Origin of the sequence: Dorea sp. AF36-15AT (assembly GCF_003477705.1) — a bacterium.
Lineage (GTDB): Bacteria > Bacillota > Clostridia > Lachnospirales > Lachnospiraceae > Claveliimonas > Claveliimonas ammoniilytica.
This window is the reverse complement of the sequence record NZ_QUDV01000009.1, coordinates 24,579-41,116: the sequence shown is the minus strand read 5'-3', so window position 1 is coordinate 41,116 and position 16,538 is coordinate 24,579. Positions and strand designations below refer to the sequence as shown.

The following is a 16,538-nucleotide window of genomic DNA, read 5'->3' as shown; positions in this document are numbered from 1 at the left end:
TGTAAATGAAAAGGGGGGAGAAAATGGAAATAAAAGATAAAATAAAAGAATTACGAGAAAGTACCGGAATGAACAGAAAGGAATTTTGTGAATATTTTGAAATTCCATACAGAACAGTAACAGAGTGGGAACGAGGAACCAGAAAGATGCCAGATTATGTGTTACGTTTGTTGGCGTATAGAGTAAGGATGGATAATCTTATCGTAAAGGAAGATGTGAATGAAGAATAAAATAATTGAAGTGCAAAACGTGCAGATTTCTATTTCGAAACAGGAGTTAGATGATTATATTTGTATTACAGATATTGCTAAAGCTAAATCAGATTCTGTCAGGGCAGCAGATGTGGTAAGAAATTGGTTAAGAAATCGTGGTACTTTGGAATATTTGTCTGTATGGGAACAGATATATAATCCCAATTTTAAAGTGTTCGAATCCGAACACTTTAAAAAGCAAGCAGGGTTATTGACTTTTACACCTAGTGTTTCGGAATGGGCAAATGAAACAAATTCAACGGTTAAAGGAAGAAGAAAACAATTCTGGACAAAAGGAATGGGATGCAAAACGTTTTTTAAGTAAAAATAATTATCTGATCCAGACGGATGCTGTAAAAAGATACTTGCTTCCTCAAATGAATTACAGAGAAAACCTTCAATGGCTGGCATATGCGGAAGAAGCAGATATATTAAATGTAGCATTATTTGGATTTACGGCGAAAGCATGGAGAGAGGCAAATCCTGAACTTGCGAAGAAAAACAATGTCAGAGATTTTGCAACAATTAATGAATTAACAGTTCTATCCAATCTGGAATCACATAATGCACAGATGCTGCGTGAAGGAAAAGAAAAAGGAGAAAGATTTAAAATATTACAAGAGATTGCTGAATATCAGCTGAATGTCTTGAATGCAGCTGAAGAGATTAAAATGATAGAGAGTGATGGAGGAATGCCAGAGGTATGAATTTGAGGAGAATTTTGTAAAGTATTTTTCCTATATCATAATATTTGATGTAGGATATAACAGCCAAGGAAGAGGAAAAATATGGATTACGTTTATAACTATAATGATATGCAATTTTTTGCCGAAACAAAAAATGATATAGAAGAAAGAATGCAGAGAAGGCTTACTTATTACAGAATGTACTTATATGCGTATATGGTTGGGAAAATCAGCAAAGAAAAGACGGAAGGCTGTGTAAAGAAAAGCAAGATGTCTTCGTTCTGGGACAAAGAAAGTTGTTTAGAGCAGAAAATATATGGGATGATGACAAAATGGAAGGTAAGACATCCTATAATTGGGATTGTTCTTTGCACGATATTAGGAAGTGTGCTTCTTAGTTTGGTGACGGAAATTATTATAGATGCAATTATTATGATGCTATAAAAAGCCGCATATTTTTGCGGCGATTTGATCTTATTTTATGTATCGATATTACACAGGAAAAGGGGCGGCAGCATGGATATAATTAAGTTAAAAGAAACGATACTCCAGGATAAGGTATTTCTAATTCAGATATTCAAAAAATATTCGGTTTGGGAGAAAAAGAGAAGGCCAAGGCATCGAGACTTCTTACCAGTGCCGTTGAAGGTGGATATATTAAAGTAATGGACCCGGATACAACACCCAGATATAAAAAGTATATTCCATATTGGGCATAATTTAAGTTTCGCTAAGCTTGATTTGATAGGCTGGCTATAGTGGTAATAATATGACATTTGTTGATGGATAAATGTGACAATGACGTTACATCCTCCCCACTGATTTTGTGACAACAATATAACGTCCTCCGTTCCAAAACAACGGTTTTATAGGAAAAATCGAAGGAAAAAAGGTTAAAAAGTTTGTAGCGATGACTTGACATCCTCGGGGGAGGTTGTGTTTGGAGAGAAGTTTACCAAATCAAAAATCAGATGTAAAGATATTGTAAGCATAAGGCAAGTTTGTTACGATATATAAGTCGAGGTCTTGGATTTGCGGTACTTGTGAAAAATGATTCCGTTATGATGGAAGACTGTGTGGGAAAAGAATTGGAGTGATACGGAGCAGTAGAAATGATGAAAAAGACACAAAATAAATTAACATATATTATGCGTACATTGATGATGGTGATGACGAGTATTTTGATCATATTATTTTTTGTCATCATATCGCTTGTTGGACAGATACAGGGAACTGCACGAGTGGTGAATTATGCCGGACTGGTGCGTGGCGAAACCCAGCGTATGATCAAGCTGGAAGATGCGGAAGAACCACAGGATAAGATGATGAATACCATCAGTTCCTATATTCAGGGACTCCGAGAGGGAAGTAGTGATCTGAACCTGGTGTGTCTGGATGATAAGGATTTTCAGAACAAGATGGAAGAACTGGACTCTTATTTTGAAGAACTTAAAAAAGAGATTCTGTCGGTCCGTGAGAATGGGTATGAGAATACGGATATTATCGAGAAGAGTGAGACTTTTTTCGGCATCTGTGATGAGGCGGTTGGTTATGCAGAAGCATATTCTCAGCGAAAAGCTTCAGCATTGAATGTGTTGGAGCAGATTGTATTTGCGGATATTGCAGGTCTTATTATCCTGATTGCATTTGAACTGATCAAAGCATTGAGATTCGCAGCGCAGAATCGTATGCTCCAGAAGAAGGTATATCTGGATGAGGCGACAGGACTTCCAAATAAGAATAAATGTGAAGAAATCCTGGGGAACCCGGAACCGGTACCGTTGGATGGACTGACAGCAGTCTGTGTATTTGACCTGAACAATCTGCGTACGATCAATAATAATCTGGGTCACGAAAAGGGGGATGAGTATATCAGATCCTTTGCGGTGGAATTGCGAAAAGCTGTACCAGTTGAATATTTTACAGGAAGAGATGGCGGCGATGAATTTATTGCAGTATTTCATGGACTGGATCATTCGGAGATAAGGAGAATGCTTCGGATGATTCGGGAGCATATGGTTGCGTATTCTGCAGAACACCCGGAGATGCCGCTAAGCTATGCAGTAGGATATGCATTGTCCTGTGATTTTGAACAGTGTACCATGCGGGAATTATTCCGATTGGCGGATAAGAATATGTATGTAGATAAGAATCATGCCAAGATGGAAGAGGCAGCGGAAAGACAGAGAAAAAACCGGAGCCTGCTGGCCTGGGTGAGGAAACAGGAATACTATTTTACAGATTGTATTTACTGTGATGCTATGTTGGATCAGTACCGGATACTGCGTGCAGGTTCCGAGTTCTTCCTGGCGGAAGAAGGAAGTTATTCCGGAGCAGTCGAACAGATTGTGCAGATATTAGCTACAGATGATACTCGTAGAGATATGTGGAGGAAGCTGCAGATTGATTATATACAGATACATTTGAGTAAGGAAAAGGAGATTATACAGTCATATCTGAGCGGAAATGTACCACCTGTGAAGAGAGGACGTATGACAATCCTGGATGTGGACCATGCGCCAGATGGACGTCTGCATCATTTTATCCTTGGCTTTGAACCATTCCGTGACCGGAAGGAAGTTGCACAGAATGAAAAGCTGCAGCTGACCAGATATTATGATCAGGTGAAACATTCTCTGATGGAAAACGGTGATTATGTAGATGCGCTGATGGAGACGGCACAGGCGATATATTCAGTGGAATTGACACATGACTGTCTGGAAAAAGTGTATTATCCGGAGGGTGACCCTGACTCTGATTCTCATATAGAACCACCGTATTCTTATAATGCATATTGTGCAGAACGCAGAAAATATGTGACGGAAGACACACTGGAAAATTACCGGATCATGGATTCTTCTGAAAAGCTTCTGGAGCGTTTTGAGAATGGTGAGAAGCAGATTACGGTGGAATACTGTGAGCGCGGTGTAGAAAGAAGATTATACTGGCTTCAGAAGACGGTGCTCATGTCCAGAGATATGGTGTATGACAGCAGAACGCAGCAGGAAAGCAGAGTGGTTCATGGTATTATTCTGTTTAAGGATACATCAGAGTTCCATGAGAAGGAGCATCAGGAAAAGGAACGCCTGGAATCAGCATTTCATAAAGCAGATCTGGCAAGTAAGGCGAAGACAGAATTCCTGAACCGTATGAGTCATGATATCCGTACGCCGATCAATGGTATCATGGGTATGTTGGAGATTATGCGTCGGGCAGAAGAAGATCCGGAGAAGAGCAGAGAATGTATGGAAAAAATACAGATTTCAGCAGGTCATCTTCTGGAATTGATAAATGATGTGCTGGATATGAGTAAGATTGAAGTAGATCAGATTGAACTTCCAAGAGAACCATTTGATCTGGTAGAATTGATGCGGGAAGTGAGAGCGTTAGTAGAAGCACAGCTTACGGAGATGGGACTTGAACATCGAATTTCCAGAGGACATATGGTACACACATCGCTGATTGGAAGTCCGTTGCAGCTTCGTCAGATTATGGTGAACCTGTTTAGTAATGCAATTAAATATAATAAAGAAGGCGGTTCTATCGAGACCTATGCCGGAGAATTATCCTGTGACGGAAAGATAGTATACTATGAATTTATCATTACAGATACCGGTGTTGGCATGAGTCGGGAATTTGTAGAAGAACATTTATTTAAGCCATTTACGCAGGAACAGTCAGATGCAAGAACACAGTATAAAGGAACCGGTCTGGGTATGTCAATCGTGCAGGGGCTGATTCAGAAAATGCATGGTTCCGTTCAGGTAGAGAGTGAGCTTGGGAAAGGGACAAAAATTACCTGTCAGATACCATTTGAGCTGGATACAGAAAGCGAAATGATAAAAGAGACAGGGGGAATATCAGATGTCACTGCAATAGAAAATCTTCATATACTTCTGGCGGAGGATAACGAGATTAATATGGAGATTGCGGAATTTTACCTGGAGGATATGAAGATTAAGGTAGATAAAGCGTGGAACGGTAAAGAAGCTGTGGAGATGTTTGCTGCTTCTGAACCTGGAACATATGATATGATCCTGATGGATATCATGATGCCGGTCATGGATGGACTGGAGGCGGCCAGATACATCCGTCAAATGGAACGGAGCGATGCGAAGAAGATTCCGATTCTGGCACTGACAGCGCAGGTGACATCAGAAAGTATCGTAGAATGCGGCAAGGCCGGAATGGACGGACATCTTACCAAACCGATCGAGGCACAGAAGCTGAAAGAGAAGATTTTTACATATTTTACATAGATTTAACCTAAATCTGCAAAGATAATCATATTTCTCTGATAATGTTTACTTGATAAAGAAAGAGGAAACACATAGGAAATGAGGAGAATGTGATGAATGAAGTATGTAAGGTAGTATTTGGATTGGCTGGCGGTCTGGCACTGTTTTTGTATGGGATGAACAGTATGAGTGATGCGCTGCAGAAGGCTGCCGGAGAGAAAATGAAGAAGATTTTGGAGTTCCTGACTAAGAATCCGATTATGGGAGTGCTGGCAGGAGCACTGGTTACAGCAGTGCTGCAGAGCAGTTCTGCAACTACAGTTATGGTGATTGGTTTTGTCAGCGCCGGACTGATGAGTCTGCCACAGGCAATTTCTGTTATTTTTGGTGCCAATATTGGTACAACAATGACTGCACAGCTTATGGCATTTAAGATTACAGACTATATATATCCGATTATTTTTGTTGGCTTTATGCTTTACTTTGCTTCTAAGAAAGAAAAGGTAAAGAATGTTGGTCTGGTTATTTTTTCTTTTGGTCTGTTGTTTGAAGGCATTGAGATCATGGGAAGTGTTATGAAGCCACTTGCAAACAGCCCGATTTTTGTAGAACTTATGGCGAAAGTATCAGATATTCCGGTGCTTGGTGTTCTGCTTGGTGCCGTGATGACGCTGGTTGTGCAGAGCAGTTCAGCTACGATTGCGGTGCTGCAGAATTTTGCGTCACAGCCTGGACCGGATGGAGTGACCAGTGTGATCGGTCTGGCAGGAGCAATTCCGATTTTGTTTGGTGATAACATTGGTACAACGATCACAGCATTGTTAGCATCCATCGGACAGTCTAAGAATGCCAAGAGAACTGCGCTTGCACACAGTATTTTTAATATTACAGGAAGCATAGTATTTCTGTTCCTGATTCCGGTGCTGGCGAAGTTTGTACAGTTCATTTCGCCAAAAGGACCGGAAGTGGAGGTGATTTCCAGACAGATTGCCAATGCGCATACCACGTTTAATGTAGTCTGTACATTAGTATGGTTGCCATTGATTCCATTGATGGTGAAGATCGTGACAACGATCGTACGCGGAGATGATACGAAGAAAGTACATTCTTATGAACCACAGTATCTGGATGATAAGATGATAGGTCAGCCGATTCCGGCAATGTACATGGTTTCTAACGAGATTAACCGTATTGCAACATCTACAGAAAAGATGTTGAAGATTTTGAAAGAAATCGTATCAGGAGATAACAAGGAAGAAACAAAATCGTTGTTTAAGAAATATCACGATGCGATCAAGACGCTGCAGGATGCAATTGTGACGTACATCTCAAAGTTGTTTACCGGTGGTGCACTGACGGAAGTGCAGGCAGAGCGGGTTGCAGGATATCTTGCGATTGCCAATAACATTGATCGTATTGCAGACCGATGTGGAGATGTGGTAAATATTTATGAGCGTATCGGTACATCAGAGAAGATTTTGTCAGAACAGGCAAAAGAAGAACTGGCACAGTGTGTGACTATTGCAGAAGAATTGTTTGAACAGGCAATTACAGCGGTGGCAACAGACAATGTGGATCAGGCGGAACAGGTGATTCAGGATAAGAAGCGCATGCGCAAGGCACAGAAGAAAAGCACCAAGAAGCATCTGGAACGTTTGCAGGAGAATCTGTGTGATCCGGAGCTTACCAGAGCATATTCCGGTATCCTGCTGAATCTTGACCGTGTGGCAGATAACTGTACCGGTATTGCAGAAGAAGCATTGGACCGTGTGACTTATGTGAGATTTGATACAGAAGAAAATGCACAGCAGAATGTAATAGCAGCAAATGCATAAACAATTGACATTTAGAATAAGACTTCATATAATGATACTGGAGTTCATAAGTAATGAATGAAGATAGGGGAGCTTGTGAGACAGGCTGAGAGGAAACAGGAGTTTCGACCCTTTGACCTGATGCGGATAATGCCGCCGTAGGAATCAATATATGATTTTTTTCGGAGACACCTGCATGGGTGTCTCTTTTTGTGCGGTAAACTGTTGTGCCAAAATCGTGCTTGCACAAATTTCTATAATCATTTAATGAAAGAAGGAAACTGTATGTTAGGAAAATACCTGAAACAAGTCAGAACGAAAGCACCTCTGATCCATAATATTACCAATTACGTTACGGTTAATGATGTGGCGAATGTGCTTCTGGCATGTGGCGGAAGCCCGATTATGTCTGACGAACCGGCAGATATTATTGATATTACTTCTATATGTAATGGGTTGAATATTAATATCGGTACGTTGAATGTGAGAACGATTGAGGCAATGTATGCTGCCGGTGAGAAATCGAATGAATTGAACCATGCAGTGCTGCTTGACCCGGTGGGTGCCGGAGCGAGTAAACTGCGGACCGATACTGCGCTTGGCTTGATTGAAAAGATCCATTTTGATGTGATCCGTGGAAATATTTCAGAGATTAAGACACTGGCACTCGGCAATGGAACAACGAAAGGCGTAGATGCTGATGTGGCAGATGCAGTTACAGATGAGAATCTGGATCAGGCAGTGGTATTTGTGAAAGACTACGCGGCTCAGAGTGGCAGTGTGATTGCAATCACCGGAGCAATCGATCTGATCAGTGACGGCAAGATCTGCTATGTAGTACACAATGGACGTCCGGAAATGGGACGGATCACAGGTACGGGATGCCAGTTGTCTGGCATGATGACGGCATTTCTGGCAGCCAATCCGGATGATATATGTGGTGCGGCGGCAGCAGCAGTGTGTACGATGGGTCTTGCAGGTGAGATTGCATATGATTATATGCAGCCGGGAGACGGAAATGCGACATATCGCAACCGGATCATTGATGCTATTTATAATATGACTCCGGAGATGCTGGAGAAAGGAGCAAAATATGAAGTTCGATAGAGAAGATCTGTTACTATATGCTGTGACAGACAGCAGATGGCTGAATGGGGAACGCCTGTATGATCAGGTGGAGAAAGCACTGAAGGGCGGTGCGACTTTTATCCAGCTTCGTGAAAAAGAACTGGATCAGGAACATTTTTTTGAAGAAGCAGTAGAAATCAAAGAACTGTGTGCCAGATATCACGTCCCGTTTGTAATCAATGATAATGTAGAGATCGCACTGAAAATGGATGCAGATGGTGTGCATGTGGGACAGGATGACATGGAAGCCGGAGATGTAAGAGCGAAACTTGGCTCAGATAAGATTATCGGGGTGTCTGCGCATACCGTAGAGGAGGCACTTCTTGCTGAGGAACGTGGAGCTGATTATCTGGGAGTAGGGGCTGTATTTCCGACCGGGTCGAAGACGGATGTAGATGTATTGGACGGAGGGATGATCCGCGAGATCACAGAGGCGGTACATATTCCGGTCATTGCTATTGGTGGGATTGGTAAAGACAATGTAGAAAAACTTGCCGGAAACGGGCTGGACGGCGTGGCTGTGATCAGTGCCATTTTTGCGCAGAAAGATATTACTGAGGCTACGAGGGAATTGAAGGAAGCGGTATTCAGGATGGTGAATGCATGATCCGCGGGGCAATCTTTGACGTAGATGGAACGCTTTTGGATTCTATGGGAATCTGGGAAGTGGCAGGTGTCCGGTATCTGGAGAACATTCAGGTAGAACCGGAACCGGGACTGAGCAAGATTCTGTATCCGATGACGATAGAAGAGGGCGTGGCATATACGAAAGAGCATTATAATTTACCGCAGTCGGCAGAAGAGATCACACAGGGGCTTCTGATGGTAGTCAGAGACTTCTATTACAAAGAGGTACAGGCAAAAAAAGATGTGATAGAGTTTCTTGAGAAACTATATACGAATAAAATTCCTATGATAATTGCTACGGCAGGTCATAAGGAATATGCAGAGGCAGCGTTGAAGCGACTTGGCATGGACCATTATTTTCAGGAAATCCGGACCTGTTCTGAACTTGGCAGGGGTAAGCATGAGCCGGAGATTTATCTGCAGTGTGCATCGATAGTGGGCAGAAAGCCGGAAGAAATAATGGTATTTGAGGATGCCGGATATGCGATTGAGACTGCAAAGAATGCAGGTTTTATTACGGTTGGTATCCGGGATATGAGCAATGGAGATGACTGGCAGCAGATTCGGGAAACGGCAGATTATGTGTTGGAAGACTGGTCTGAGGCAGGAAAACTGCCGCTATAAGACGATATAGTTACGGGAGTAATCCGACGGCTGATTGGGGGCACCACCTTCAGTCGTCCCGCAGTAAGCGGAAAAATTAATGCATAGATAGATACAGAAGAAAGGAAGAATGAGGTATGAGAACAGCATTAACAATCGCTGGAAGTGATTCCAGTGGAGGCGCCGGAATTCAGGCAGATATTAAGACAATGATCAGCAATGGCGTATACGCTATGAGTGCGATCACAGCTCTGACTGCACAGAATACAACCGGAGTCACAGGTATTATGGAAATAACGCCAGAATTTCTGGAAGATCAGATGGATAATATATTTACCGATATTTATCCGAATGCAGTGAAGATTGGTATGGTATCTTCGGATGCATTGATCAATAAGATTGCAGATAAGCTGGAAGAATATAAAGCAAAGAACATCGTAGTAGATCCGGTTATGGTAGCTACCAGTGGAGCAAAACTGATCTGTGATGAAGCAGTTGATGCATTGAAAAAGCGCTTGCTTCCGATTGCAACCGTGTTGACTCCGAATATTCCGGAGGCAGAAGTGTTGTCTGGTATGGAGATCCATACAGAAGAAGATATGATCAAGGCAGCAGAGAAGATTGGAACAGAATATCACTGTGCAGTACTCTGCAAAGGAGGACATCAGTTAAACGATGCCAATGACCTGCTGTGGAGAGACGGCGAATATAAATGGTTCTACGGAGAGCGTATTGATAATCCGAATACGCATGGAACCGGCTGTACACTGTCCAGCGCGATTGCATCGAATCTGGCAAAAGGATATGATCTGGATACTTCAGTAGAGCGTGCAAAGAAATACATTTCCGGTGCGCTGGCAGCAATGCTTGATCTGGGTAAAGGCAGTGGTCCGATGAATCACGGATTTGCAATTAAAAATGAATATACGGAATGCGCAAAGGAGGAAGTCTAAGATGAAGGAAAAGAGAACCTCAATCTTTGAGAATGGTCTGATCTGGTTTGGCGCAGGCGTATCGCTGGCAGAGATCCTTACCGGTACAGCATTTGCACCGCTTGGATTCCAGAAAGGTATTCTGGCAATCATTATCGGTCACATTATCGGATGTACCATGTTATTCCTGGCAGGTGTGATCGGCGGTAAGACCAGAAGAAGTGCAATGGAAACGGTTAAAATGAGTTTTGGACAGAACGGCGGAGTATTCTTTTCTTTTTTAAATGTCCTTCAGCTGGTTGGCTGGACGGCGATCATGATCTATGATGGTGCGTTGGCAGCAGATGGCGTATTGAATACCGGAAGATGGGTGTGGTGTCTGGTAATCGGAGCATTGATCATTGTGTGGATTCTGGTAGGGATTACCAATCTTGGCAAGGTCAATACCATTGCAATGGCAGCTTTGTTTATCCTGACACTGGTACTTTGCAAGGTAATCTTCTTCAGTGGAGCGGCAGGAAATGTGGATACAAGTGAGGCAATGTCCTTTGGCGCAGCTGTAGAGCTGGCGGTAGCGATGCCGTTATCATGGCTTCCGCTGATCAGTGACTATACAAGAGAAGCAGAGGAGCCGGTGAAAGCAACAGCAGTCAGTGCTGTTGTTTATGGTATCATCAGCTGCTGGATGTACGTGATCGGTATGGGTGCGGCGATTTACACCGGAGAGTATGATATTGCTCAGATCATGGTGAAAGCAGGACTTGGAATCGCAGGACTGTTGATCATTGTATTTTCAACAGTAACTACCACGTTCCTGGATGCGTATTCCGCAGGCATTTCTGCTGAATCTGTATTTTCCAAACTGAATGGAAAATATGCAGCCGTAGCAGTGACCGTGATCGGTACTGTTGGGGCGATCGTATATCCGATGGATAATATTACGGATTTCCTGTATCTGATCGGTTCTGTATTTGCACCGATGATCGCGATCCAGATCGCAGACTTCTTTATCCTGAAACGTGCAGACAGTCTGTCAGATGCGATTGATGTGACGAACATTGTAATCTGGATTGTAGGATTTGTATTATATCGATACTTAATGGGTGTGGATATTCCGGTAGGAAATACACTTCCGGATATGGCAGTGACCATTGTGATCTGTGTCATTATCCGGAAATGCATGGGAAGCAAGAAAGCTTAATCGGCATTCAGTGTTGCCTGCATGTCATCTGGGAGAGGAGCGGTGAAAGACATTATTTCTCCAGTGATCGGATGACAAAATGAAAGTTTATGAGAATGAAGAGCCTGACGACCAATGTGGCGCATGTCCGGATTGTAGAGATAATCTCCGATCAGTGGATATCCCAGATGCTTCATATGAATGCGGATCTGGTGTGTGCGTCCGGTCTCAAGCTTCAATGCGACCAGACTGTAATGTCTGGTCGTTTTTACAACATGATAATGGGTGATAGCGGTTTCGCCGTTATCCCAGTCCACCATACGCTCGATGATGGTGCCGGGTTTTCTGCCGAGTGGGGCAGAGATGGTGCCAGCTTCGGGCGTTACGTGTCCAGAGGCAATGGCAAGGTATTCCCTGTGGACTTCCCTGCGTCCGGTCATCGAAGAGAGAATTCCGGCACTGACCAGATGTTTTGCCACGACAGTAAGTCCGGAGGTATCCCGATCCAGTCTGTTACAGCACCGGAAGATAAATGGCTTGTCCTGCTCTTGGTAGTACCACGCCAGTGCATTGGCCATTGTATTATAGTAATTATTCAGGGAAGGATGGATTGGCATGCCGGCCGGTTTGTTCAGGACAATGATATCTTCGTCTTCATAGACAATATCTAAAGGTAATTCTACCGGTGGGATTTTGTCAGAGCATTTGGTCTCACTGATGCGGACACTTAAACAGTCCCCTTCGGCAAGCTCCTGCCGCATATAATAATGGACGCCATTCACCAGAATGCTTTCTGGCATATGCTTAATGGAAGAGATATTCTGGGAAGAATATCCCTTACGTTTCAAAAACTGTTCCACGCGGAGTCCGGCGGCAGTCTTATCTATCTGATAATTTATCGTTCGATTCATTGCATTTCCTCCTAAATTCCGATAAACTAATCATAGCACATTTGAAAAGCTTTGGAAAACAGGAGAAAAGCATGGAATCCTTAAGTACACTTTGTTATATTGAAAATGATGGAAAATATCTGATGCTTCACCGCAATGTGAAGGAGAACGATGTCAATGAAGGTAAGTGGATCGGCGTAGGCGGTCATTTTGAAGCGGATGAGAGTCCGGAGGAATGCCTGCTCAGGGAAGTAAAAGAAGAGACCGGGTATACACTGACATCTTATCTGTTCCGGGGCATCGTGACCTTTGTATCAGGAAGCGGTGTGACGGAATATATGTCGTTGTTTACGGCCGATGGATTTAAAGGCGAAGAGATTCCGTGTGATGAGGGAGATCTGGAATGGGTAGAGATCGACCGGATCGGAGAATTGAATCTATGGGAAGGTGATCGCATTTTTCTGAGACTTCTGGTGGAAAGGGAGTCATTTTTCTCACTGAAGCTGGTCTATGATGGACACGACCGATTAGTCAGTGCGGCTCTGGACGGGAAACCGATGGAGTTATAAGAAAGATATAGAAGGAGATAAGAACATGAAAGATGGAGTAATTGCAGTTGTTGCAGGAAAAGAGATTAAACAGGAAGAATTTGATTTATTTGTAGAGAATCTGCCGCAGGACAGAAAGGCATATCTGCAGTATCCGGGATTCAAGGAGAGACTGCTGGATCAGTATCTGGCGTTGTATACCTTTTCGGCAGATGCAGTTGAGCAGGGTCTGGATAAGACTGAGGAATTTGCACGTATTCTGGAGAATACCAGACGTGATATTCTGGCACAGCTTGCTATGCGCGAGGCAGTGAAAAATGTAAAGGTGACGGAAGAGGAAGCCAAAGAGTATTACGAAGCGAATCCGAATAAATTTAAGAAAGAAGAGACTGTGCAGGCGAAGCATATTCTGGTAGAGGATGAGGATAAATGCACTGACATCCTGAACAGTATCGTAAGTGGAGAGATCTCTTTTGAGGAAGCAGCAAAGCAGCATTCTACCTGTCCATCCGGACAGCAGGGGGGAGACCTTGGAGAATTCGGGCATGGTCAGATGGTCAAAGAGTTTGATGAGGCAGCATTCGCAGCAGAACCAGGCAAGGTTGTAGGACCGGTAAAGACACAGTTCGGATATCACCTGATCCGTGTGGAGAAGAAAAATGAGGCTGAGGTACAGCCATTTGAAGCTGTGAAAGCAACAATAGTGAACACACTTTTCCAGAAGAAACAGAATGACGCATATGAAGCAAAAGAAAAAGAGTTGAAAGAAAAATATGTCGAAATGTAAGTTGACGGCAGGAATTCTGGCGCACGTGGATTCCGGTAAGACGACACTGGCAGAGAGCATACTTTTTCAGACGGGAAAGATCCGTAAGCTCGGAAGAGTCGATCATGGGGATGCCTATCTGGATAATTATGAACTGGAGCAGAGCCGTGGCATTACGATATTTTCCAAACAGGCGGAGATCATGCTGGGTGACCGTCCGGTGACACTTCTTGATACGCCGGGACATGTAGATTTTGCGGCAGAAATGGAACGTACATTACAGGTGTTGGATTATGCAATTCTGGTGGTAAATGGAGCTGATGGTGTGCAGGGACACACGGAGACTCTGTGGCGGCTGCTCGCCAGATATCAGATTCCGACCTTCATCTTTGTAAATAAGATGGATCAGGCAGGAACGGATCCGGAAAAAGTGTTGACAGAATTACAGAACAGGCTGTCAGAAGGCTGCACAGCATTTCCAGGATCAGCCGGTCTGACTGAAGGCAATGCAAGGGTAGCGGTGTCAGAGAGCGAATGGCTGGAGAGCATGGCGATGTTAGAAGAAAATGCTATGGAAGAATATCTGGAAACAGATACGCTGTCGGCAGATACGATACGACGCCTGATACGCAGCAGACGTCTGTTTCCATGTTATTTTGGTTCTGCTTTAAAACAGGAAGGAATCGAAGCTTTTCTTCAGGGACTGGAAGCGTATACGGAATCACCGGTTTATCCGAATGTGTTTGGCGCGAGAGTCTATAAGATATCCAGAGATCCGTCAGGCAACCGGCTGACACATATGAAGATTACCGGAGGCAGTCTGAAAGTAAAAGAAGCACTGTTTGCTGAAGAAACAAATGAAGAACAAAAGAAAGAAAAAGTTAACCAGATTCGTATTTATTCGGGAGAAAAGTACGAGCTTGTGCAGGAAGCGGAAGCTGGCACTGTCTGCGCAGTGACTGGTCTCGCATTTACCAGACCAGGCATGACACTTGGTGATGAGAAGGATGTTTCGGCACCAATGCTGGAACCAGTACTCAGCTACCGTGTGCAGTATCCACGAGAAGTGGATGCGCATACCATGCTTGGCTATCTGAAGCAGTTGGAAGAAGAAGATCCGATGCTGCGGATTGTATGGAAGGAAGAAAATGGTGAGATTGGTGTTCAACTCATGGGCGAGATCCAGATTGAGATCTTAAGAAGCCTGATCGAAGAGCGATTTGGTATTGCGGTTACATTTGATGCAGGAAGTATCGTGTATAAAGAAACAATCCGCAATACGGTAGAAGGAGTGGGACATTATGAACCGCTCCGCCATTATTCGGAAGTACATCTGATCATGGAACCGGGTGAACCAGGCAGTGGTGTGGTGTGTGACACGGAGTGTAGTGAAGATATCCTGGATAAGAACTGGCAGAGACTGATTCTGACACATCTGTATGAGAAGCAGCACCGGGGCGTGCTGACAGGCTCTGTGATTACGGATGTTCATATTACACTGGCAGCAGGAAGAGCACATCTCAAGCATACGGAGGGCGGAGATTTCCGGCAGGCAGTATACCGTGCAGTGCGGCAGGGACTGATGCAGGCAGATAATGTGCTGCTGGAACCGTATTATTCATTTGCTATGGAGATCCCGGCAGAGAATGTGGGAAGAGCTCTGAATGACATTCAGAAGATGCATGGCGAATTTGAACCGCCGGAAACGGACGGTGATATGACAGTAATCACAGGAATGGCGCCGGTATCTGCTATGCGGGATTATCAGATGGAAGTGACGACCTATACCAGAGGCAGGGGACGGCTGTTTTGTACATTAGACGGTTATCGTCCGTGTGCAGATCAGGATACTGTGATAGAAGAAATTGGCTATGATCCGGAAGCAGATACGGAGAATCCGGCTGGTTCTGTATTCTGTTCCCATGGAGCAGGATATTATGTGCCATGGAATGAAGTGTTCTCGCATATGCATATCGAGAGTCAACTGAAAAAGCGGCAGGAGATTCAGAAGGACATGACAACTGATACGTCTTCTGCACGCCGTAAGGACCGCATGACCGGAAAGAAAGCACCGTCTTCGGCTGGCATCGGATGGAATGCCAAAGAAGAAAAAGAGCTGGAAGATATCTTTATCCGTACGTATGGCAAGATCGAGCGGAGGAATGCGCCTGTCGGTCAGACGGTAGTGACAGTGGACAGTAAGCCGAAAAAGCATCGAGATGACGGAATAGAGTATCTGCTGGTAGATGGTTATAATGTAATCTTTGCCTGGGATGAGTTAAAAGAACTGGCAAAAGATAATATTGAGGCGGCGAGAAATAAACTGATGGATGTGCTGAGCAATTATCAGGGCTTCCGCAGATGTGTACTCATTCTGGTATTTGATGCCTATAAGGTAGACGGTGAGGTACTGGAAATCCAACGTTATCACAATATCCATGTGGTATTTACCAAGGAAGCTGAGACTGCCGATCAGTATATCGAAAAAGTAGTCCATGAGATTGGAAGAAAACGACATGTGACGGTTGTGACCTCAGATGGCGTGGAGCAGGTGATCACAACCAGCCAGGGGGCACATCTGATCTCAGCCAGAGAATTTCGTGAAGAGATCGCATTTACAGAGAGGCAGATCCGGGAAGAATGGGACAGACACAGAGAATCTGATCGCAACTATCTGTTTGACCATATGGATGAAAATCTGGTGCGTCATATGGAAGAAGTGAGGCTTGGCAGAAAGAATCTGAAGTGAGATATTCATTAGATCTTAAATAGGGTTAATGAGATTTTTTGTGAGGATATATTGAGGAAAAACAGTGATATTTTTTCAGGTATCATGTATAATCTGATCAGGAACTTACAAACTATCTAAAAAAGA

Annotated in this window: 15 protein-coding genes and 1 riboswitch; of the genes, 14 read left to right on the top strand and 1 reads right to left on the bottom strand. The window is 43.7% G+C overall.

The features are described from left to right. Window positions 1-23 precede the first annotated feature (23 nt). The 11 genes from DWZ93_RS12335 to cytX all read left to right on the top strand — a co-directional run bounded on the left by DWZ93_RS12335 (window position 24) and on the right by cytX (window position 11,480). Window positions 24-230, top strand: a complete 207-nt coding sequence (locus DWZ93_RS12335; RefSeq protein WP_118453105.1) for a helix-turn-helix domain-containing protein — start codon at window positions 24-26, stop codon at window positions 228-230. Further along, entirely contained in the window at window positions 220-576 is a 357-nt protein-coding gene (locus tag DWZ93_RS15025; RefSeq protein WP_243061282.1) for a KilA-N domain-containing protein, read from the top strand. Before DWZ93_RS12335 ends, DWZ93_RS15025 begins: the two co-directional genes overlap by 11 nt. After that, window positions 497-958, top strand: coding sequence for a KilA-N domain-containing protein (locus DWZ93_RS15020; protein ID WP_243061281.1), 462 nt, complete (start codon window positions 497-499; stop codon window positions 956-958). Before DWZ93_RS15025 ends, DWZ93_RS15020 begins: the two co-directional genes overlap by 80 nt. A gap of 81 nt (window positions 959-1,039) precedes the next feature. Further along, entirely contained in the window at window positions 1,040-1,381 is a 342-nt protein-coding gene (locus DWZ93_RS12325; RefSeq protein ID WP_118384005.1) for a hypothetical protein, read from the top strand. Window positions 1,382-2,049: 668 nt separating this feature from the next. After that, a complete protein-coding gene (locus tag DWZ93_RS12320; protein ID WP_243061280.1) occupies window positions 2,050-5,196 on the top strand; it encodes a response regulator in 3,147 nt (1,048 codons plus the stop codon). Window positions 5,197-5,288: 92 nt separating this feature from the next. After that, entirely contained in the window at window positions 5,289-7,010 is a 1,722-nt protein-coding gene (locus tag DWZ93_RS12315) for a Na/Pi cotransporter family protein (RefSeq protein ID WP_118453104.1), read from the top strand. A gap of 55 nt (window positions 7,011-7,065) precedes the next feature. Then, a riboswitch (TPP riboswitch) is annotated at window positions 7,066-7,171 on the top strand. A 103-nt stretch (window positions 7,172-7,274) separates the two neighbouring features. Continuing rightward, window positions 7,275-8,096 (top strand): hydroxyethylthiazole kinase, encoded by an 822-nt coding sequence (gene thiM / locus DWZ93_RS12310; RefSeq protein WP_118384007.1) that lies wholly within the window; start codon window positions 7,275-7,277, stop codon window positions 8,094-8,096. Further along, entirely contained in the window at window positions 8,083-8,724 is a 642-nt protein-coding gene (gene thiE, locus DWZ93_RS12305; protein WP_118384008.1) for a thiamine phosphate synthase, read from the top strand. The genes thiM and thiE overlap by 14 nt, the downstream gene beginning before the upstream one ends. Further along, the gene (locus tag DWZ93_RS12300; protein WP_118453103.1) at window positions 8,721-9,368 is read left to right on the top strand and encodes an HAD family hydrolase; all 648 of its coding nucleotides are present in this window, start codon (window positions 8,721-8,723) and stop codon (window positions 9,366-9,368) included. The genes thiE and DWZ93_RS12300 overlap by 4 nt, the downstream gene beginning before the upstream one ends. A gap of 116 nt (window positions 9,369-9,484) precedes the next feature. Then, the gene (gene thiD / locus DWZ93_RS12295; protein ID WP_118453102.1) at window positions 9,485-10,300 is read left to right on the top strand and encodes a bifunctional hydroxymethylpyrimidine kinase/phosphomethylpyrimidine kinase; all 816 of its coding nucleotides are present in this window, start codon (window positions 9,485-9,487) and stop codon (window positions 10,298-10,300) included. 1 nt (window position 10,301) lies between these two features. Continuing rightward, window positions 10,302-11,480, top strand: coding sequence for a putative hydroxymethylpyrimidine transporter CytX (gene cytX / locus DWZ93_RS12290; RefSeq protein WP_118384011.1), 1,179 nt, complete (start codon window positions 10,302-10,304; stop codon window positions 11,478-11,480). Here the strand turns inward: cytX and DWZ93_RS12285 are convergent. Then, complete coding sequence (locus tag DWZ93_RS12285; RefSeq protein ID WP_118453101.1) at window positions 11,477-12,370, bottom strand: RluA family pseudouridine synthase; 894 nt, start codon at window positions 12,368-12,370, stop codon at window positions 11,477-11,479. The two genes, cytX and DWZ93_RS12285, sit on opposite strands and share 4 nt — an antisense overlap. A 71-nt stretch (window positions 12,371-12,441) precedes the next feature. Between DWZ93_RS12285 and DWZ93_RS12280 the strand changes: the two genes are divergently transcribed. Genes DWZ93_RS12280 through DWZ93_RS12270 form a run of 3 tightly spaced genes read left to right on the top strand, consistent with a single transcriptional unit; the run spans window position 12,442 to window position 16,412 of the window. Beyond that, on the top strand, window positions 12,442-12,918 hold the full coding sequence (locus DWZ93_RS12280; RefSeq protein ID WP_118453100.1) for an NUDIX hydrolase: 477 nt from the start codon (window positions 12,442-12,444) through the stop codon (window positions 12,916-12,918). Between the two features lie 25 nt (window positions 12,919-12,943). Continuing rightward, window positions 12,944-13,684, top strand: a complete 741-nt coding sequence (locus DWZ93_RS12275; RefSeq protein WP_118453099.1) for a peptidylprolyl isomerase — start codon at window positions 12,944-12,946, stop codon at window positions 13,682-13,684. Further along, window positions 13,671-16,412 carry a translation factor GTPase family protein gene (locus tag DWZ93_RS12270; RefSeq protein ID WP_118453098.1) on the top strand — a complete coding sequence of 914 codons (2,742 nt, stop codon included), beginning with the start codon at window positions 13,671-13,673 and terminating at the stop codon, window positions 16,410-16,412. The genes DWZ93_RS12275 and DWZ93_RS12270 overlap by 14 nt, the downstream gene beginning before the upstream one ends. The last annotated feature ends 126 nt before the right edge of the window (window positions 16,413-16,538 follow it).